The sequence below is a fragment of the Winogradskyella tangerina genome (assembly GCF_003260205.1).
GTDB classification, from domain to species: domain Bacteria; phylum Bacteroidota; class Bacteroidia; order Flavobacteriales; family Flavobacteriaceae; genus Winogradskyella; species Winogradskyella tangerina.
This window is the reverse complement of record NZ_QERF01000009.1, coordinates 168,057-188,829: the sequence shown is the minus strand read 5'-3', so window position 1 is coordinate 188,829 and position 20,773 is coordinate 168,057. Positions and strand designations below refer to the sequence as shown.

At 37.5% G+C, this 20,773-nt stretch carries 13 protein-coding genes and 1 tRNA gene; 6 read left to right on the top strand and 8 right to left on the bottom strand.

The features are described from left to right. Positions 1-24: 24 nt before the first annotated feature. Both nusA and rimP read right to left on the bottom strand, forming a co-directional pair. The gene (gene nusA, locus DDY94_RS13725) at positions 25-1,257 is read right to left on the bottom strand and encodes a transcription termination factor NusA (protein ID WP_111684942.1); all 1,233 of its coding nucleotides are present in this window, start codon (positions 1,255-1,257) and stop codon (positions 25-27) included. Between the two features lie 12 nt (positions 1,258-1,269). Then, positions 1,270-1,734 (bottom strand): ribosome assembly cofactor RimP, encoded by a 465-nt coding sequence (gene rimP, locus DDY94_RS13720; RefSeq protein ID WP_111684940.1) that lies wholly within the window; start codon positions 1,732-1,734, stop codon positions 1,270-1,272. Between the two features lie 153 nt (positions 1,735-1,887). On the opposite strand from rimP, the gene DDY94_RS13715 reads away from it, so the two are divergent. Beyond that, positions 1,888-2,712, top strand: a complete 825-nt coding sequence (locus DDY94_RS13715) for a universal stress protein (RefSeq protein WP_111684938.1) — start codon at positions 1,888-1,890, stop codon at positions 2,710-2,712. Between the two features lie 521 nt (positions 2,713-3,233). Here DDY94_RS13715 and DDY94_RS13710 read toward each other — a convergent pair. Further along, positions 3,234-3,306 (bottom strand) — tRNA-Gln (locus DDY94_RS13710). A 151-nt stretch (positions 3,307-3,457) separates the two neighbouring features. Between DDY94_RS13710 and DDY94_RS13705 the strand changes: the two genes are divergently transcribed. Together DDY94_RS13705 and DDY94_RS13700 are read left to right on the top strand one after the other, a co-directional pair. Further along, positions 3,458-6,859: a glycosyltransferase family 117 protein gene (locus tag DDY94_RS13705; protein ID WP_111684936.1), complete on the top strand. Its 3,402-nt coding sequence runs from the start codon at positions 3,458-3,460 to the stop codon at positions 6,857-6,859. Between the two features lie 3 nt (positions 6,860-6,862). Next, the gene (locus tag DDY94_RS13700) at positions 6,863-7,546 is read left to right on the top strand and encodes a polysaccharide deacetylase family protein (protein ID WP_111684935.1); all 684 of its coding nucleotides are present in this window, start codon (positions 6,863-6,865) and stop codon (positions 7,544-7,546) included. Here DDY94_RS13700 and DDY94_RS13695 read toward each other — a convergent pair. Both DDY94_RS13695 and DDY94_RS13690 read right to left on the bottom strand, forming a co-directional pair. Beyond that, complete coding sequence (locus DDY94_RS13695; protein ID WP_111684933.1) at positions 7,524-7,823, bottom strand: thioredoxin family protein; 300 nt, start codon at positions 7,821-7,823, stop codon at positions 7,524-7,526. The two genes, DDY94_RS13700 and DDY94_RS13695, sit on opposite strands and share 23 nt — an antisense overlap. Positions 7,824-7,930: 107 nt before the next feature. Next, positions 7,931-9,175 carry a metallophosphoesterase gene (locus DDY94_RS13690; RefSeq protein ID WP_111684932.1) on the bottom strand — a complete coding sequence of 415 codons (1,245 nt, stop codon included), beginning with the start codon at positions 9,173-9,175 and terminating at the stop codon, positions 7,931-7,933. A gap of 224 nt (positions 9,176-9,399) precedes the next feature. Between DDY94_RS13690 and DDY94_RS13685 the strand changes: the two genes are divergently transcribed. Beyond that, entirely contained in the window at positions 9,400-10,491 is a 1,092-nt protein-coding gene (locus DDY94_RS13685; RefSeq protein WP_111684930.1) for a T9SS type A sorting domain-containing protein, read from the top strand. Positions 10,492-10,608: 117 nt separating this feature from the next. Here DDY94_RS13685 and DDY94_RS13680 read toward each other — a convergent pair whose 3' ends face one another. From DDY94_RS13680 to DDY94_RS13670, 3 genes are read right to left on the bottom strand one after another with little or no spacing between them, the layout of a single operon-like run. After that, complete coding sequence (locus tag DDY94_RS13680; protein WP_111684928.1) at positions 10,609-13,098, bottom strand: beta-mannosidase; 2,490 nt, start codon at positions 13,096-13,098, stop codon at positions 10,609-10,611. Then, complete coding sequence (locus tag DDY94_RS13675; RefSeq protein WP_111685035.1) at positions 13,088-13,777, bottom strand: copper homeostasis protein CutC; 690 nt, start codon at positions 13,775-13,777, stop codon at positions 13,088-13,090. Before DDY94_RS13675 ends, DDY94_RS13680 begins: the two co-directional genes overlap by 11 nt. A 7-nt stretch (positions 13,778-13,784) precedes the next feature. Continuing rightward, positions 13,785-16,091, bottom strand: coding sequence for a beta-N-acetylhexosaminidase (locus DDY94_RS13670; RefSeq protein WP_111684926.1), 2,307 nt, complete (start codon positions 16,089-16,091; stop codon positions 13,785-13,787). Between the two features lie 40 nt (positions 16,092-16,131). Between DDY94_RS13670 and DDY94_RS13665 the strand changes: the two genes are divergently transcribed. Both DDY94_RS13665 and DDY94_RS13660 read left to right on the top strand, forming a co-directional pair. Further along, on the top strand, positions 16,132-19,086 hold the full coding sequence (locus DDY94_RS13665) for a GH92 family glycosyl hydrolase (RefSeq protein ID WP_111684924.1): 2,955 nt from the start codon (positions 16,132-16,134) through the stop codon (positions 19,084-19,086). A gap of 11 nt (positions 19,087-19,097) precedes the next feature. Next, complete coding sequence (locus DDY94_RS13660) at positions 19,098-20,771, top strand: MFS transporter (RefSeq protein WP_111684922.1); 1,674 nt, start codon at positions 19,098-19,100, stop codon at positions 20,769-20,771. Positions 20,772-20,773 lie beyond the last annotated feature (2 nt).

The window sequence follows — 20,773 nt, the reverse complement described above, 5'->3', positions numbered from 1 at the left end:
CTTGTTTTTAAAGTTAAACTGCTATTAGTCTTCAAATTCTTCCTTGAGAATTCTAATGACATCTAATATTGTTTCTTCTTCTAAATCAGTACGTTTTACTAAATCGTCAACGTCTTGCTCTAAAATACTTTTTGCTGTATCTAAACCAGCCTTACTAAACTCGTCAATGATCCATCCATCGATTTCATCAGAGAATTCTTTTAATTCAACATCTTCTTCTGCCCCTTCTCTAAATACATCGATCTCAAATCCTGTTAACTGACCAGCTAAACGAATGTTGTGACCTCCTCTACCTATTGCTTTAGATACTTCTTCTGGTTTTAACAACACCTCTGCTCGCATGTTTTCTTCATCTAATTTAAGAGATGTTACACGTGCAGGACTCAGTGCTCTGGTAACAAATAGTTGAATGTTATTTGTATAGTTGATCACATCAATATTTTCGTTACCTAATTCTCTCACAATACCGTGAATACGAGAACCTTTCATACCAACACAAGCACCAACCGGATCAATTCTGTCATCGTAAGAATCCACAGCCACTTTAGCTTTTTCACCAGGAATTCTAACAACCTTTTTAACGGTAATTAAACCGTCGAATACTTCAGGAATTTCCTGTTCGAATAACTTCTCTAGGAACAATGGTGATGTTCTAGACATGATGATAGCAGGCTTACTTCCTTTAAGTTCAACACTCTCAATTATACCTCTTACATTCTCTCCTTTTCTGAAAAAATCCGAAGGAATTTGACGATCCTTTGGAAGAATGATCTCGTTACCATCATCGTCTAATAGTATAATTGCTCTGTGACGAATGTGGTGTACTTCTGCCGTATAGATTTCACCTTCAAGCTCTTTAAATTGCTTGTAGATATTAGTGTTATCGTGTTCATGAATTTTAGAAATTAAGTTTTGTCTTAATGCTAAAATTGAACGTCTTCCTAAATCAACAAGTTTTACTTCTTCTGCAACATCCTCACCAACTTCAAAGTCAGGCTCAATTTTCTGAGCTTCAGATAAGGCAATCTCCTGGTTTTCATCTTCAACTTCACCGTCAGCTACTACGATACGATTTCTCCAAATCTCTAAATCCCCTTTATCTGGGTTAATAATGATGTCGAAGTTATCGTCATCACCATATTTTTTCTTCAGTGCATTACGCAATACATCTTCTAAAATCGCCATGAGCGTCACTCTGTCGATTAACTTATCGTCTTTAAACTCTGAAAATGATTCAATCAATGCTACATTTTCCATAATTGATATGACTTAAAATTTTATTTTAACTTTTGCTTCTTTAATCTCCTCGAAGGCAATTTTTGCCTCTTTAGTTACCGTCACTTTACCTTTACCTACTGGTTTTGGTTCTCTCGCCTTCCACTTTAGCACAATACCATTTTCGTTGGTAACTGTAAGTTGGCCTTCTATAGTTTCGCCTTCATTGGTCTTCACTTCTAAATTGCGACCAATATGCTTATTGTATTGTCTTGGAAACACCAAGGGTGATGTTGCACCACTTGAAGTAACTTCTAGAGAGAAATCTTGTTCGTCTCTATCTAAGTTGTGCTCGATAGCTCTACTCACAAACATGCAATCTTCTACCAATACACCTTTGTCACCGTCTAGCACTACTCTAATTGTATTATCAGAAAGGATGTCAAAATCAATGAGAAAGAGGTCTTGACGCTCATTTAATGCCTTTTCTAATAATTCTTTTACTGTTTCCTTAAACATTACTTGATATAAAAAGAGAGGACTCCTCGTCCTCTCGCTTATTCATTATCGTAAACAACGGTGCAAATATACAACTTTTATATTGATTTTTCAAAGCCCGTGAAAGTGGAATTATTTTCATAAATTTATAAGACTAACTAAAATCAATACATAATGAACAGAATTCTCGTCCCTACGGATTTTTCTGAACAAGCTGAGCATGCGCTCAAAGTGGCCGCAATGTTAGCACGTAAACACGATGCTGAGATTTATCTATTGCATATGATGGAAATTCCTATGCAACAGATCGATCCCATTAATGCGCACAGTGATGTTCCTGAAGCTTTATTTTTCATGAAACTAGCTCATAAGAAGTTCGAAGATCTTATGGAAAATGATTTCCTTGAAGGAATTACTATTCATGAAACCGTAAAGGCAGACATTACTTTTAATGAGATCAAAGACGCCTGCAAAGAATTTGATATCGACTTGATTGTTATGGGCTCTCATGGTGCTTCAGGCATCAAAGAGATGTTTATTGGTTCTAATGCAGAGAAGGTTGTACGATCTTCTGATGTTCCTGTTCTTGTGATTAAAAACAGTCACAATAGTTTCAATATTAGAAATTTTGTGTTTGCTTCTGATTTTAAAAATGACAATAAAGAAACTTACAAACAAGCGGTAAAATTTGCGCAATTGTTCGATTCAAGAATTCATCTATTATTGGTGAATACGGCGAATAACTTCATTACTACTTACGATTCTCGTACGAGGATTAATGATTTTATTGCTGGCCAGACCTTTGAAAACTACACCATAAATGTGCATAACGACAAGAGTGTTGAGCAAGGTATTTTAAATTTTTCGGAAGAGATCGATGCCGACCTTATTGGTATTAGCACACACGGACGCCAAGGCATTGCCCATTTCTTTAATAGTAGTATTAGTGAAGATTTAGTAAATCATGCTGATCGACCTGTGATTACGTTTAAGATCTAAATTTTAGAATACTCTAGAAGTAATAAATCCTAATCAGTTTTGATTAGCGTTCTAGACAATCATGTTATTCGTGTATAACTTCTAAGTGGATTCCTGCCTTGCTCCTCCGCTAACCATTTACAGTATGTTGCTTAGTCTCATTGACCGAAAAGCTTCGGCGACACAACGGCGCAGGAATGACAAATCAGTACGCGGACGCAGGAATGGCAAGGTAGCACAAGAAAGTTTAACATGACAATAGAAATTCAGATTGCAATATGCTCAGGATTCGAGGTATTCGTGTATAACTTCAAAGTGGATTCCTGCCTTGCTCCTCCGCTAACCATTTACAGTATGTTGCTTAGTCTCATTGACCGAAAAGCTTCGGCGACACAACGGCGCAGGAATGACAAATCAGTACGCGGCCGCAGGAATGACAGATTAGTACGCGGACGTAGGAGTGATCAGGAACATTCGTGCTCTTCCAAAATCTTTCAAAAAGAAAAAGTCCCAAACAAAAATGTTTAGGACTTTAATTTCAGTTGGCCTACTAGGGCTCGAACCTAGACTCTTCTGGACCAAAACCAGACGTGTTGCCAGTTACACCATAGGCCACTCTGTTTATTTGAGCATGCAAATTTAAAACAAAGTTTGTCTTAGGCAAAAAAAAAGTAGAAAATAATTGAAATTACTTAACGTTAACTTAAAAACTTAGGCATTACTATATTAATTAGTAAATTCGCCAACATCAATACGTAAGATTTTCATGACGGATTTTAACTTCAAAAAGTGGAATAACATTTTAGCCTGGACCGTATTCGCAATAGCTTTTGCAGTCTATGCACTGACCATTGAACCTACAGTTAGTTTTTGGGATGCTGGTGAGTATATTTTAACGTCTTCAAAATTGCAAGTTGGTCACCCGCCAGGAGCACCTTTGTTTCAAATGATGGGGGCTTTCTTCTCCATCTTTGCCCTCGAACCATCTCAAATTGGGATGATTATGAATATGATGAGTGCTGTAGCTAGTGCCTTCACTATTCTTTTTATGTTCTGGACCATAAGTATGCTACTGGTTAAATTAGTGAAATACGATAAAGAATCAAGCCCTAACAAAGGCGTAGCAATTTTAGGAAGTGCCTTAGTTGGAAGTTTAGCTTTTACATTTACAGATTCGTTTTGGTTTAATGCCGTCGAAACTGAAGTTTATGCCATGGCCACTTTAATTATGGCCGTTATGTTTTACCTCGCATTACGCTGGGAACAAGAGATGCACACTCCAAGAGGAAATCGCTGGTTAATTCTCATTGCTTTTATTATTGGCTTGTCTTTTGGTGTGCACTTTATGGGCTTATTAACCATTCCGGCAATAGGACTTATTTATTACTTTAAAAATTACAAAACAATAACGGTAAAGAGCTTTATCATTGCTAACATCGTCTCAGCAGCAATACTTCTGTTTATATTCAAGTTGCTCTTGCCATCAACACTAAAACTATTTGGTTATCTCGAAGTGTTTTTCGTGAATTCAATTGGGCTACCATTTAATTCAGGAACCATCATAACCGGTTTATTAGTTATTGGCTTATTCTATTTCGGTTTGAATTACACCCGAAAAAAAGGCCTAATTCATATTAATACCTTAGTGCTTTGCCTCATGTTTATTTTTATTGGGTTTTCGTCATGGATGATGTTACCTATTAGAGCAAACGCTAATGTGATTATCAATGAAAATGACCCTTCAGATGCTAGAGAATTATTAGCCTATTACAATTTAGAGCAGTATCCTGAAACCCATTTATTTTATGGTCCTCAATTTACCGAGGTCTATTCTGGTGCAGATAAAGATGAGCCATTTGTTGACGACAAAAAGAACTACGAGCGCGATGAAGCTACAGGCAAATACGTGATCATTAACGATTGGGAAGGCAGCAAGCAAAACTATAATCACGAGCACGCTTCCGTTTTACCAAGAATGTGGAGTAGTGAGCATGCTGCCAATTATATGATGTTTGCAGGGCTGATCGATTTCAAAGTCGATCCTAACCTTCAGACCAGAGCATTTAATGAGGCCTTGAGTGTTGGCCTTAGTGAAGACCAAGCCAGTCAATATGCTCTTCAAGAAAAAAGACGTGTCGACCAGATTGTGAATGATTTCAGAATGCGAATTAGACAGCGCGAAGTTGACTATGAAGATTACGACCAATTTCTACGACGATATGGGCAACAATATTTAGTAGTTGAAAAACCTTCATTTGGAGACAATTTAGCCTATATGTTTCAGTACCAATTTGGTTACATGTATTGGCGTTACTTTATGTGGAATTTTACAGGTAGACAGAATGATATTCAAGGAACCTACAACAGTTTTGACGGTAACTGGATATCGGGAATTAAGTTTATAGACGAATTTCATTTGGGTGTTTCACAAGATAATCTTCAAACTGAAGTGTTAGAAAATAAAGCCAGAAATACCTATTACTTTTTACCACTTATTCTTGGTATTATCGGATTTCTATTTTTAATGTATACCGATGCCAAGAGATTCTGGGTACTTTTAGTCTTTTTCTTATTAACAGGAATAGCTATTCAGTTCTACACGAATATTAGACCATTTGAACCTCGCGAACGTGATTATTCTGTAGTTGGATCCTTTTATGTATTCGCAATTTGGATTGGTTTCGGTGTGTATGCCATTTACGACCTTCTAAAATCGAGTACCAAATCGAAATTACTCGCACCTGTGATTACCATTGCTTGCCTTGTTATAGTTCCTGGAATTTTAGCAGCAAATAACTGGGATGATCACGATCGTTCAGGAAAGTACACTGCCAATGCTATGGCGCGTAAATACCTCGAATCTTGTGCACCTAATGCCATATTATTTACCATTGGAGATAATGATTCGTTCCCGCTTTGGTATTTACAAGAAATTGAAGGTGTAAGAACCGATGTAAGAGTAGTGAACACCAGCTTATTCCAAACTGATTGGTATATCGACCAGATGAAACGAAAAGCTTATGAAAGCGACCCTATACCTTCCAAATTGACCCACGAACAATATCGCGGAGGAAACAGAGATGTGATTATTTACCGTGAAATTTCGAGAAGTATTGCCAACGATACTTTAGACATTAAGGAATTTATGGACTTTATTTCTAGTGATAATCCTAAAACAAAATTTAAGGCTGTTATTGAGAGTCAGGGCGAAGACCCAGCTCAATATCCAAGTCATATTCTAAAGACTAATTATTTCCCAACCAGACACATTAGCATACCTGTTAACAAGGATGTGGTTTTGAAAAACGGTATCGTAAAACCAAAAGACGCTGACAAGATTGAAGATTTTCTTTTTGCCGAGATCGAAGGAAGCTATATTTACAAAAACCGATTGTTGATGCTAGATATCATTGCTAACAATAATTGGGAGCGACCAATTTACTTTACTGGAGGTGCCTTCGGAAATGATGATTATGTTTGGCTCAAGGATTACCTACAACTCGATGGTATGTGCTATAAACTAGTTCCGATAAAAACGCCTGTTGATAGGGCTAACCCTTATGAAATGGGTCGTGTTGATCCTGATTTAATGTACAACATGGTGAAGTCATGGGATTGGGGCGGAAGCGGTGAAAATATCTACCATGATATTGAAACCCGAAGAAATGGTATTACCTACAGAGGTAATCTTGCACGATTGATCGAGGCTCATATCAATAATGATGAATTTGATAAAGCTGAAGAAATTGCCGATTTGGCCATGGATAAAATGCCGGTTGATAAATTTGGTTTCCATTCACTACTAGAGCCTTATATCAGCGCCTATTATGAAATTGGTAAGGTTGAAAAAGGCAGAGCACTTTATAAAGACGTCTCTAAGATCTATCAGGAAAATTTGATTTATTACGGCGGATTAGACGAAGAGGATCAAATTTCGAATATTGAAGACATCTACTTAGACATTCAGAGATATAGAGCTTTGGTTGATATTTTGATTATATACAACGACAAAGAATTTGCCTTAGAAGAAACCAAAAAATTCAATAGTTATTTAGAACTTCTGGATGTGATGGGCGCTTCTGAAGAGGAAATTGAACCAAGAGAGGATATTGATATTAATTCAATTTTAAACGACACCATTCAGGATTCGATTGTGCCTGAAGAATAACTTATGAAAATTATTCCTGCCAAGACCCCTGGATTTGTAAAAACAATCTTTCCGAATTTTGTCTGGAATATCAATACCACAGAAAAAGAGCTCTATCTCACCTTTGATGACGGCCCAACGCCCGAAATCACTGACTGGGTTCTTCAAACATTAAAAGCCTATAATGCTAAGGCCACCTTCTTCTGTATTGGAAAGAATATTGAAGCCAACCCCGGAATTTTTCAGAATATACTAAGAGATGAACACAGCATTGGCAATCATACCTATGATCATTTTAAGGGTTGGAAAAATAAGTCTAAGGTCTATATCGCGAATACAGAACTAACAGATTCGGTGATTGCATTTCAGGTTCAAAATTCAATATATTCAAACGCCTCAGTTGGCGAAAATTTCAAGCTGTTTAGACCACCATATGGTAAGTTTAAATCCAAACAAAGTAAAAAACTTCAAGGTTTGGGGTACAAGATTATTTTATGGGATGTTTTATCTTATGACTGGGATAAAACAGTTAGTGAAGATGCTTGTTTAAAAAATGTGATTTCTGTAGCAAAAGAAGGAAGTATAGTAGTATTTCACGATAGTCTGAAAGCCGAACGCAACTTGAAATATGCCCTACCTAAAGTATTAGAGCATTATAGTAATAAAGGATATAGCTTTAAAGCAATTACTCAACATATTCTTGTATAATACCAATTAAGGTATTGGCATCTTGCTCGCCACTATGACGCCATTTCATTTCACCATTTTTGTAGATAATTAATGTTGGTAAGCCTTTTACCCGAAGTGCTTCGGCTAGTTCTTTATTTTTATCAACATCAATTTTAATGACTTTAGCTTTGTCGCCTAGAGCAGCCGCCACATCACGAAGTACAGCATGCATTGCAATGGATTGGTCGTTCCATTCCGTGTAGAAGTCTAATAGTACCGGAATATCGACATCTATTAATTCCCCAAATTTTGACATACGTTATAGTTTTAGTCAAATGAGCTATACAAACCTACATAAAATTTTGATAGTAAATTTCTATCAGGTTTGTAATGAGCTACATAAAAATAAACAATTGTTTGCAATTATGCCTCTTTTGCTCCTTTTTTAAGCTCTATTACTGTTATTTCTGGCCATATTCCCACTCGTCCTGGGAAGGCCAAATAACCGAATCCTCGGTTGACATTAATGTATTGCCCTACTGCCTCATAAATTCCTGCCCATTGTTTATAGCGCCATTTTACTGGGCTCCATTTAAACCATCCAGGAATTTCAATCCCAAATTGCATACCATGCGTATGGCCGCTTAAGGTTAAATGGTAATGATAGGGATCATTAACCACCTCAGCGTCCCAATGGCTCGGATCGTGACTTAGTAAAATCTTGAAGTCATCCTTATCTACACTGCTCGCTGCTTTTTTGAGGTCTCCTGCTTTTTTAAAACCGCCTTTACCCCAATTCTCTACTCCAATAATAGCTATGCGTTGTCCGTCTTTTTCTATGAAGCGATTTTCATTTAAAAGAAGATCGAATCCTATATCCTTTTGAAGGTTTTTAAGATCTTCAAGATTTTGTTTTTTGGCCTCTTCTGAATTCCAGCGGACATAATCGCCGTAATCATGATTTCCCAAAACTGAATACAAGCCATACTTCGCTTTTAGCTTTTTGAAAATATCTACATAAGGCAACATTTCTTCAGCTTTATTATTTACCATATCACCAGTAAATAAAATAACATCACTCTGTTGTTCATTTATGAGGTCGATGGCATAAGATACTTTTTCGATATTATCGAAGCTTCCTGAATGTACATCACTGATCTGCGTTAATCTAAAACCATCAAAAGCTTCTGGTAGGTCGTCAAAATTCAAGGTATATTTTAAAACCTTAAAATTATATTTCCCCTTGTACATACCATAAAGCACAGAGGCAAAAGGAATAGCTGCTAAGCCTAGTGCTATTTGACTTATAAACTTTCGTCGCGAAGGAAAGTGCTTAATTTGGTTACCGCTTGCACTATCGTCTTGCATAAAGTAACTGTAAATACCTTGTGGCACTCTAAACACATCTTCGGTCAACATAACCGCAATTAAAACGAGTTTTGGAACTACCATGGCAATGAGAAAACCAACAGCCAGAGCGTTTGATTGCGAAAATCCGTTACTTCTATTAAATCCGTAAAACTGAAAGATGAAATTCCCTATAACTGCAACTGTAAACAACCAATAAAGTGCATACCACCAATTACTTTTAGTGACTGTTTTTAAAGCCTGAAAAGCGTAGTAATCTGCTATACCTATAATGGCCACGAAGATGATCCAGCGAAACATAAGTTGAATTTAATTGTCAAAGTTAAGCATCTGCTTTTCGACTTATCTTATGAAATTGTTAAAGCTTTTGATTGGCTATAAGGTAAATGGCGAGCGCATATCAGTTAAACAAGATTTACATCTGATGAGTTAAATGTTTGATCAAATTCATAGTCTACTTTTTGATTCTAACTAATAGTTTATACATTTGTAGTATTATTCTTACTTTTAAAATTTATTCAAAAATGAAAAAAATTACCCAAATCACATTCATTAACCTACTATTTATACTCGTAAGTATAACTCCACTATTTGCCCAAACAACGGATGTTTTAACAGGGATTAATCGTCCCAAATATCTACTCTTAGATGGTAACGATCTGTATTTTTCAAAAACTAACGGCGGCGTATCTAAATTAGATATTACGGACAGCAACCCCACGGAAGAGGTTGTTTATGCCAATTTAAATGGAACTTCAGGTATAGCTAAAAATGGAAACGATCTTTATATTTCAGAATCTTGGGACAATAAAATTATAAAAATTGATATAACGGCTAATCCTATTGTTGAAGTTGAAGTAGCATCGTCTGCTAGCATAGATGCTCCTGAAGATCTTCTTCTTAACGGAAACTTCCTATACCTTGTTGAGAATTATTCCTTTGGCAATCAGCAAGTCTCTAAACTTGATATTACGGGTACCTTCCCCGCTACACCAACTCTTGTTACTAGTGATGTTTCCGAACCTTTGGGGATCGCTTTGTCTGGGAATGACCTTTACATTAATGATTATACAGGAGGAGAAATCTCCAAATTAGATATAACGAGCACTTTACCTACCACAACTACAGAAGTGGTAACTGGTTTATCATTTCCATCTGAAATGACTATTAATGGTAATGAACTCTATTTTTCACAGGATGATAAAGTATACCGTATCCCGGATATTAGTGCTAGCACGCCTACCGTTGAGACACTACTATCTGGACTAGGTGATCCTTACGGATTAGCTATTAGCGGGACTACCCTTTTTATTGCCGAATATTCAGCAAATAAAATCTCTAAGGTTGATTTAAACACCCTTTCTGTCGATTCTTTTGATATAGACTCTGATGACGAATCGGATGTTAGTTTATACCCTAACCCAACAAACCAATCTATTCAATTATCAGGCTTAACTCAGGCTCGAAGCTATGAAATATATAATACATTAGGTGCCGAATTAGGAGCTGGAGAAGTTGCAGATAAACAAAAAATAGATGTCAGTTATTTATCAAAAGGGATGTACTTTCTAGTCATAGACAGCCGTTCTGAGCCTTTGAAGTTTGTGGTGAACTAATTGATAAGAACTTTGTTTGATCGGCTAAAAGTGAATATTTGGCTAAATCGAATACAATAATGTTAGTGCCATTGACGTCATTAATATCGGTTAATGTAAATAGAACTTAAAGTTGATCTATCTAATAAATTGGTTTAGGCTCTTTATTTTTAAATCACTAATACTATTTACCTTTTCGAGTTGTTGATCATCAGATTTAAAAATAACGGTCTTGCGTTCGCCAGGTTGCAGATCAAAGAAATTCTCCTCGAATTGCCCATGGTAATTCGTAGAAAGAAAAACATCCTTCTGATAAGTCTTAGACACGAGTACAATCTTAAAACCTTCGTCTGTTTTTTCAATTTCTGTTTGAATTGGGGCTTGCTTTAAATCAAGATCTTTGGGTTTTACGAAAAAGTTCTGGGATTTTTTGCCATTGAAACTAACATCAAAATAAATACTGCTTCTCGGAAATTGAATATCGGATATAGGAATTTCAAACTTAATCTCACTCGAATTTTCTTCGACTGAAATAGAAATAGTATCCTGCCACAAAATAGTGCCGTCAAAATTTTTTATTGATAAACTTAAATTGTCCTCGATGGTATTCAAACCGTCATTTACGATCCAAGTTTGTAGCGTGTCGTTTTCAATTTTTGACGAGATCAAAACATTTTCGAAAGCTTGCTTTGCTTTGTACTGCAGCGCCTTCCAATTACCAAAATGATCCATGCTACTCCAAGATACTGCAGGCCAGCAGTCATTGAGTTGCCAATAGAGAGTCCCCATGTTGTAGGGTTTAGCACGTCGGTGGGCTTCAATGCCTTTTACAATGCCATGTGCCTGTAATAGCTGACTCATATAGATGTAATCTTCAGCAGTTGCTGGTACCGGAAAATCGCGTTTCATGTATTCATCGATTAGCTGAAAACCCCTAGCATGCTTTTGATGATTCTTAAACCCTTCCGAAGTCATCTCTAAAGAATCATTTTGATTGATAAATCGAATGACCTCATAACTCGGAAAGCTTTGAAAACCAAATTCGCTCATAAAACGCGGAACGTTTTCTTCAAGGTGCTCAAAAGGGTAGGCATCGTGCCAAATCCACCAATCGTGTGCATCGCCCTCAGTTTTATATTTAGGATTACCTCGACCGTATTTAGGTGAGCTTTCCCAATAATCAGTATCTGTGAGATCATCCACAATTTTAGGTAGTAACGAATCAAAAACCTTTAGATAGTTTTTCCAAATCTCCTCTTTTTCGGCCTCACTTCTACCCGCCTGCCAGCCCCATCGATGCCAACCTTCGGAATTTTCGTTATTACCACACCAAAGTGCTATTGAAGCATGATTGCGTAAGCGTCTAACATTCGCATAAGCTTCGTGCTCCACGATATTCATAAATCCTTGGTCGCCAGGATACATGGCACAGGCAAACATAAAATCTTGCCAAACTAAAATTCCCTTCTCATCGCAGAGATCGTAAAAGATATCATCCTCGTAGATGCCACCACCCCATACTCGGAGCATGTTCATATTTGAAGTTACAACAGCACTCAACAATTTCTGATAATCGGATGCGCTGACTTCATTCTGAAAACTGTGTTGAGGAATATAATTGGCACCTTTGGCATAAACAGGTACATCGTTCACCTTAAAGTAGAATGACTGACCAATACTATCTTTCTCAGCCACCAATTCAATCGTCCTTAAACCCTTTTTCACCGAAATACTGTCTAGCACCTTTTGTCCATCTTTTACCACAAATTTTAAATCATACAGGTACGGTTCGCCTAAGTTGTGAGGCCACCATAGTTTTGGGTTTTCAATCTGAAAAGTGACGATTGGATCATAATTTGAAGCCTCCAGGATCTTTTGTGAAACGAGACTGTCATTTACAAAAACTTCTAAAGTAGCGTCCTCATTATCTAAGAAAGATTTATAGTCGAGTTGAGCCATTAGATTAGCATTTGAATCTGATAATTCAAATTGCTTCACATAAACATCTTCTATTTTGAAATCGTTCCAACTTACTAGTTTTACAGGTCGCCAAATACCCGACGTGTTTAACACTGGTCCCCAATCCCATCCGTATTGAAACTGCGCTTTCCGAATGAAAACACGATTACCTTCAGGAAGCTCGTAGGGCAATTTAGCTTTTTCGATATCCTCATATTTTGAAGTCTGCTCAAATACTAAGCGCAGCTCATTCTCTGCTTTCAAAAGGGGTTTAACATTAATCGAATAATCGATAAATGCATTATCAGAATTGAGTATAAGACTGTCATTTAAATACACCGAAGTGTAGGTGTCTAAACCTTCAAAATTAAGTTCAAAGTGTTTGCGTTCTAAGGTTGCTTCATCGAGATTGAAATGCGTTCTATACTCCCAATCATTCTCTGAAACCCATTGTACTTTATGTTCGTTATCTCCAATAAATGGGTCTTCAATGAGGTCATTGTCTAGCAGATCGCTGAAGACATTTCCCGGAACGGTTGCTGATTGCCAAACTGAATCTTTAACGCTTTTAAATTCCCAGTTCTGATTAATTTCTAAAGTAATCGGAACGTCGTGTTTAGGCTGACAACTGAATACAAGAATTATGATAATGAGTAAACTATATCTCATTTAAAATGGCTTTTATTTTTGCAACATCTGAAACGGTCTGCGGTTGAAAAAAGAGACTTCCGTCTTGTAAAATGACCTTCGATGCTGAAGCATGAATTTCTTCAAACCCTGCTTTTTTGAATGCTGACGCGTTTGTTCTATTAATTCCACTTCCGGGCATGATCGTTATTCTATTTTCGACTAACATTTTCAACGCTTTGAGTAATTCAATACCTTCCATTGCGGTTTGCCGTTTCCCAGAAGTTAAAACGCGGTTTGCACCTAAATCGATAAGTTGTTCTATGGCTTTTTCTGAATCTTCGATTTCATCAAAGGCCCGATGAAATGTGAAGGGTAACGGTTGAGATAATTCTATCAAGGCTTTTGTGCGTTTTAGATCTATTGTTCCTTCAGGATTTAAAACACCTGAAACAATACCATGGCAACCCAATTCTTTGCAGAGTTCTATATCTTTTTTCATGATCTCAAACTCATCGTCAGTGTAGACAAAATTTCCACCTCGTGGTCTTATCAAAACAAAAACTGGTATGTCTAATTCTCGCGCGACCTTTTGAATGAGTCCGTAAGACGGTGTTATGCCACCAACAGACAACTCTTGGCATAACTCAACACGATGCGCCTCTGCATCTTGAGCATTTTTTGCGGATTGGTATGAATTGGCACAGATTTCGAGTTTCATTCCATTGTCAGTTAACAATAATTTCATCTATAAAGGTCCAGGCCTTATTGCCTGCTCCTTGTTTACCCTCCGGAATGGTTCCATAATTAGGTGCCATTACAGTGATTGATTTAATTAAAAATTTTCGTCCGGGCACCTTCATCATTTTACTTTCAAAATCGACAATTCTCTCATCCGATATTTTAAGACTATGATCATCCGTAAATAGAGAACCATCATCCAATATATACTTTAATCGGATATGTTTTGGTGCATAGATCCATTGCCCATTGCCGTTATGAAATCGTGTCTTTATGGAACTAATTTCGGTTGCTTTTTCTAAGTCGATCTTTATCTCAATATCTTCACCCCAAAAGCCCAGCCATTCTTTATCGCCATAGCGTTTGTCACTACCTGAAATCCCATTAATTAATCCTTCTGCGCCACTTCCTAAATAGGCTTTATGAGGTTCTTTGTTGATGGAAATCTTTGCGCCAACGGCTTTGTGGTATTTGATGTTCTGCATAAAGTGTTTCCCCAGTTGTTGTTGCTCATTAAAAACAGAAGCCTTGATGGTCACGTCCTCCGAAATTGGGATTGGTGAATTATAAATCGCCGAATTTGCATTTGGCTCACTTCCATCGGTTGTATATCGAATTGTTTTTCCTTCTGAAAAGGTCTTGAGATTGTAAAAGGTCTTGCCATTAACCGTGCTGACATTTCCTTCAATTTCGTAGAGATGATTTGCATAGTTGATGTCTAAGGCGTCTAGTCTTTTGTAAAACGCTTCAACACGCTTAACAAATTCATCATAATTTCTGGTTTCAGAATTGGTCCACAATACTTCGCTCATGGCCAACATTCTTGGAAACGCCATATATTCTACCTGATCCTCAGTGGGCATGTATTCTGTCCAGATATTGCCTTGTGCTCCCAAAACATATTGTGATTCTTCATCTGATAATTCTTCAGGAATTGGGTTAAAACTATAGACCTTTTCCAAGGGTAAAAACCCACCAATTGCTAATGGCTCGTCGTCATTTTCAGATTGGTAGTAATCAAAATAACAATGTGAGGTTGGTGTTAAGATCACATCGTGCCCGGCCTTTGCAGCTTCGATGGCGCCGTTGGTGCCGCGCCACGACATAACAGTAGCGTTGGGCGCTAGGCCGCCTTCTAATATTTCATCCCAACCTATGATCTGTTTTCCTTTTGAGTTGATGTATTTTTCCATACGTGCAATGAAATAACTCTGTAAACCGTGTTCGTCCTTCAAGCCTTTTTCTTTGATCAAATCCTGACAATCACTACAATTCTTCCATCGTGTTTTTGGAGCTTCGTCGCCACCGATATGAATATATTTACTTGGGAATAAGGCAACGACCTCATCAATAACGTCTTCCAAAAATTTAAAGGTAGTTTCGCTCGGACAATACACTTCTTCAAAAACACCCCATTTCTTCGCCACCTTGACTTGTTCTCCAGTACAGCCTAACTCCGGATATGCAGCGATAGCAGCCTGACTATGACCAGGCATTTCAATTTCTGGAATGATCGTCACAAAGCGTTCTTCAGCATAGGCTACAATATCTTTAATCTCTTCTTGCGTGTAATATCCGCCGTATTTTTTACCATCAAACTGATGGGGCTGATCGCTATAATGCCCAACCAAAGTTTCGTCTCTGTAAGCCGCAATTTCTTGGAGTTTGGGATACTTCTTAATCTCAATACGCCAGCCTTGATCTTCGGTAAGATGCCAATGAAAGGTATTCATTTTCAGCATAGCCATGGCATCGATATACTTTTTGATAAATTCAACTGAATACATGTGCCGACCAACATCTAAGTGCATGCCTCTATATTCAAATTTTGGTTTATCGCGGATATCAACACAAGGTAATACTACCTTATTATCGTCATAATCACCATTTTCAAATTCAGGAGGTAAAAGCTGTCTCAATGTTTGAAAAGCGTAAAAAACGCCTTTTTCAGAACCTGCGTTTATTACAATTAATTTCTCATCTATTCGAAGTTTGTATTCCTCTTCATCAAGATTGTTTTCTATAACAAATTGAATAATAGTCTCATCACCGGATGGTTTGCTCTTATTTTTGAATCCATTTTTCAAAAATGAAACACAGTAGTCTACTAAAGCTTCAAGATTAGTATCATACGCTGGTTGAATGTTTGAGGTGAGCGTGAAACTTTTTTCAAGGACTTCTATGGTTTGCGGAGCAGGTATAATTTGAGCCTGAGGTATTGGCTTCGGTTCTTCATTACAATTACAAATTGAAATGAGTAAAATTAAAATCCCGGTTAATTTCTTGAAATGCATTTTAGTATATTAGATGCTTAAAATTAGTAATCTATTTCTAATGCCATCAAAACTTCACTTCGTTTTTTTTATTCTCCTCTTAGTAGGTTGTAAAAACGACATTAAGATTGTTCCCGCTCAAAAAGACAAACCTTTAATTTCATATGTAAACCCATTTATTGGTACGGGCGGACATGGACATACATATCCTGGTGCCACACTACCGTTTGGAATGATGCAACTTAGTCCAGATACACGTCTCGATGGTTGGGATGGTTGTTCTGGTTATCATTATTCAGATGAATACATTTATGGGTTTTCGCATACGCATCTCAGTGGTACAGGCGTTTCAGATTATGGTGATATTTTATTAATGCCAACAAATGAAGTGAATTTTAATAATGGCAGTGATGGTAAAGCTGGTTATCGTGCTCATTTTTCACACGATAATGAAGTTGCCGTACCAGGATTCTACAAAGTACATTTAGATTCGACCAATATAGATGTTGAACTCACCGTTTCCTTGCGAAGTGGTATGCATAAATATTCATTTCCCGAAGCTGATAACCAAGTGATCATGCTCGATCTAGATCATCGAGATGAACTTTTAGACTATAAAATTCAGCAGGTCGATGAAAAAACCATTCAAGGACATCGACATAGCAAAGCTTGGGCAACCGATCAGCGTTTATTTTATGCGATGACCTTTTCGCATCCCATAAAAAGTATGGTTTACGAGGACGATGGATCACAAGTTTCAAAGAATTATAAGTTCGAAAGTAAAAAAGCTGGGATAATCATCGACAATCCAAACAACGAACCTGTTTATGTAAAAATCGCCATAAGTGCAGTTGATGAACAGGGCGCAAAAGGGAACCTTAGCGCTGAAATTGGCAACAAAACTTTTGATAAAGTAAAGGAAGAAGCCCAATCTTACTGGGAAAAACAATTAGAGAAAATCGTTGTTGAAAGTGCTGATAACGATTACAAAACTAATTTCTATACCTCGCTTTATCATACCATGCTTGCGCCAAATCGCTATCAAGATGTTGATGGTCGTTATCGAGGCATGGATCTTGAAATTCACAATGCTGATTTCGATTATTATACGGTCTTTTCGCTATGGGATACTTACCGCGCTGCACATCCTTTGTACACCATCATAGAGCAAGAACGCACCAATCATTTTATCAATACGTTTTTAGCGAAATACGACGAAGGCGGGATAATGCCTATATGGGACTTGTCGGGCTGTTATACAGGATGTATGATCGGGTATCATGCTGTTCCTGTAATCGCAGATGCTTATTTAAAAGGCATACGCGACTATAATACCACAAAGGCTTTTGATGCCATGAAACACTCTGCAACGAGAGATCATTTGGGCTTGGAGTCTTATAAAAAACTAGGATTTATCCCTGTAGAATTTGAAAGTGAATCCGTTTCTAAAACCTTAGAATACGCTTATGATGATTGGACGATCGCTCAGATGGCGAAATCTATGGGAAGAGATAAAGACTATAAAGTTTATGCCGAACGTGCGCAGTACTACAAGAATATTTTTGATCCTGAAACACAATTTATGCGCGGTCGTTTTAGAAATACATGGTTTGCGCCATTCGATCCTTATGAAGTTAATTTCAACTACACAGAAGCGAATTCTTGGCAGTATAGTTATTATGTACCACAGGATATTTCTGGGTTTATTGATTTGCTAGGTGGAAAAGATAAACTCGAAGCGCATCTCGACAATCTTTTTACTGCAGAAGCGGAAACATCAGGTAGAAATCAGGCAGATATTACGGGATTGATAGGCCAATATGCCCACGGTAACGAACCAAGTCATCATATGGCTTACCTCTATAATTTTGTAAACAAGCCACATAAAACACAGGAGAAAGTACATCAGATACTAACTGAACTTTATCAAAATGCACCCGATGGGATTTCGGGTAATGAAGATTGTGGTCAAATGAGTGCTTGGTATATTTTTTCATCCTTAGGTTTTTATCCGGTAACACCAGGAACCAATCAATACATTATCGGAACACCATTGATGGATAAAGCCACCTTCAATCTAGAAAACGGAAGTCAATTCACCATTCAATCACATAACCTTAGCTCTTCAAATAAATACATTGAAAAGGTATTTCTTAATGGTGAACCCTTAGGTCGAACCTACATTCATCATGAAGAAATCATGGGTGGCGGATCCTTAGAATTTCATATGACAAATACGCCGTCAGATTGGGGAGCAGGTGAAGGCCAAGAACCAACAACGGCAATTGAAGACTATGAAATCGTACCTGTGCCATTTATTGCTAAAGGGGATGTTGCCTTTAAGGGTGAAACTGAAGTTGAGTTAGGCAGTGTTTCAGAGGATGTTTCAACCTATTACAGTTTCGACAATGGTGAATTTCAACCTTACACAGAACCTTTTACAATTACTGAACCAACAGTTTTAAAAGTGTATTCAGAAAAAGATGGCAAAAAGAGTGCTACTATTGAGACACAGTTCTACAAGATCGATCCCAACCTTAGTATAAAACTCGAAACTGAATATGCCAACCAATATAATGCTGGTGGAAATGATGCACTTATTGATGGCATTCTTGGGACCAAAGATTTTAGAACAGGAACTTGGCAAGGCTATTGGGATGAGGACGTGGTGGCAATAGTTGATTTGGGTAAACCAAAATATGTCAATTTAGTCAACACAAACTTCTTAGTAGATCAACGCTCTTGGATCTTCTTACCGACTTCAGTTGAAGTATTGGCTTCGGAAGACGGCGTAAACTATGAATCATTAGGTAAAACCATCTATAATTCTGAAGAAAAAAGCGACGAAGCTTATATTCAAAACTTTGAAGTGAAGGATGGCCCAAATGACTTTAGATATATAAAGGTCATTGCGAAAAAACTAGGTGAACTCCCCGAATGGCATTTGGGTTATAAACACGATGGCAGAAGCTGGATATTTATCGATGAGATCGAAATTAGATCAACTACTAACTAACAATAAACATAATGAGCAATCAAAACAACAAATCAGCACTAGCGACATTAGTCACCGTTTTCTTTTTCTGGGGATTTATTGCGGCATCAAACGGTGTATTTATTCCATTTTGTAAAACCTACTTTAACATCGATCAGTTTCAATCGCAGTTGGTCGATTTTGCCTTTTATGGTGCCTATTATATTGGGGCATTACTGCTATTTATTATGTCGGGCTCAATCAAAAAAGACATTATGAATAGTTGGGGCTACAAAAGCGGAATTATCTACGGCTTGCTATTATCGGCGGTCGGTGCTTTTGTGATGTATCCGGCTACAGCTGGTGCAGAACAGGGCCAAACAGGTGTATTCTATTTTGTTTTGGTAGCCTTATTTATAGTAGGCTTAGGCTTTTCATTACAGCAAACCGCTGCAAACCCTTTTGCGATTGCACTAGGTGACCCTAAAACGGGATCGCATCGTCTTAATTTGGCTGGAGGTATTAATTCCTTCGGAACAACTATAGGTCCAATTGTTGTGAGCCTTGTTATTTTTGGAGCAGCCTCTTGGAGTACTGATGAATTGGCTGAAATGATCTCGAATAACGAAATAACTTTAGTCACTGTTCAGGGGTTATATCTTGGTGTTGGAGCCCTATTCTTGCTTGCTGCAGCCCTATTCTATTTCTCAAAAAAATTACCAGCGCTGAAATCTGATGTTGTGTTTGAAACTGCCAATAAAGCAAGAAATCTATTAGTGGTATTGACCATAGTTGTTTTTGGTTGCATTGGCTATGTGATTAGTTCATACATCGGAGATACTGAGGCCAGTAAAGAACTTGAAAATCTAAGACTCACCTTATTATTTATTGCATTGATTGCTGTAATTATTGCCGTTTTCGTTGCGTATTCGAGTGCATCGAAAAAGCCTGAAGGTTGGGGCGCTATGAAGTATCCACAATTGGTACTAGGGATGCTGGCTATTTTCACCTATGTCGGTGTTGAGGTCACCATTGGTAGTAATTTGGGTGAATTACTAAAGAAAGGTGTCGCGGATACTGGATTAAATGCTCTTGGACTTCCAGTACTTAACGATTCGCAACTCGGTATTTATATCTCCTTATATTGGGGTGGACTAATGATTGGCCGTTGGGTTGGCGCTATAACAGTTTTTAATCCAGGGGAAGGCTTAAAAAAGGTACTTTTAGTTCTTGTTCCTTACGTTGCTTTTGGTGTTATACTCGCGGTTAATTATATCGTCGGAAACGAATTCACAACCAATGAAATACTATTCTTCGCTATTTGTATAGCGCTTCAAATAGTAGGGTTCTTTTTATCAAAAGATCGACCGGTAAAAACTCTGAAAATATTCAGTCTTTTAGGTATTATCGGAATGCTTGTTGGGCTTTTCGCTTCAGGAAATGTTGCATTGTTCGCCTTCTTATCGGGTGGACTTTTCTGTTCAATAATGTGGCCATGTATATTTACTTTAAGCATTGCCGGACTAGGAAAATACACCTCTCAAGGTTCAGCATTTTTAATCATGATGATTCTCGGTGGAGCCATCATTCCACCAGTACAAGGAAAATTAGCAGATATTTATTCCATTCAATCATCATATTGGATCGCTGTTGCTTGCTTTATTTATCTATTGTTTTATGCTTTCAGAACCAAAACTATTTTAGATAAACAGGGTGTCACCTATTAAAT

What these genes read in the sequence shown, in the direction of transcription:
- DDY94_RS13665 (WP_111684924.1), top strand. Translation starts at nt 16,132, where the DNA reads ATGCCATCAAAACTTCACTTCGTTTTTTTTATTCTCCTCTTAGTAGGT.
- nusA (WP_111684942.1), bottom strand. Translation starts at nt 1,257, where the DNA reads ATGGAAAATGTAGCATTGATTGAATCATTTTCAGAGTTTAAAGACGAT.
- DDY94_RS13680 (WP_111684928.1), bottom strand. Translation starts at nt 13,098, where the DNA reads ATGAGATATAGTTTACTCATTATCATAATTCTTGTATTCAGTTGTCAG.
- DDY94_RS13700 (WP_111684935.1), top strand. Translation starts at nt 6,863, where the DNA reads ATGAAAATTATTCCTGCCAAGACCCCTGGATTTGTAAAAACAATCTTT.
- DDY94_RS13675 (WP_111685035.1), bottom strand. Translation starts at nt 13,777, where the DNA reads ATGAAACTCGAAATCTGTGCCAATTCATACCAATCCGCAAAAAATGCT.
- DDY94_RS13690 (WP_111684932.1), bottom strand. Translation starts at nt 9,175, where the DNA reads ATGTTTCGCTGGATCATCTTCGTGGCCATTATAGGTATAGCAGATTAC.
- DDY94_RS13695 (WP_111684933.1), bottom strand. Translation starts at nt 7,823, where the DNA reads ATGTCAAAATTTGGGGAATTAATAGATGTCGATATTCCGGTACTATTA.
- DDY94_RS13715 (WP_111684938.1), top strand. Translation starts at nt 1,888, where the DNA reads ATGAACAGAATTCTCGTCCCTACGGATTTTTCTGAACAAGCTGAGCAT.
- DDY94_RS13705 (WP_111684936.1), top strand. Translation starts at nt 3,458, where the DNA reads ATGACGGATTTTAACTTCAAAAAGTGGAATAACATTTTAGCCTGGACC.
- DDY94_RS13660 (WP_111684922.1), top strand. Translation starts at nt 19,098, where the DNA reads ATGAGCAATCAAAACAACAAATCAGCACTAGCGACATTAGTCACCGTT.
- DDY94_RS13685 (WP_111684930.1), top strand. Translation starts at nt 9,400, where the DNA reads ATGAAAAAAATTACCCAAATCACATTCATTAACCTACTATTTATACTC.
- rimP (WP_111684940.1), bottom strand. Translation starts at nt 1,734, where the DNA reads ATGTTTAAGGAAACAGTAAAAGAATTATTAGAAAAGGCATTAAATGAG.
- DDY94_RS13670 (WP_111684926.1), bottom strand. Translation starts at nt 16,091, where the DNA reads ATGCATTTCAAGAAATTAACCGGGATTTTAATTTTACTCATTTCAATT.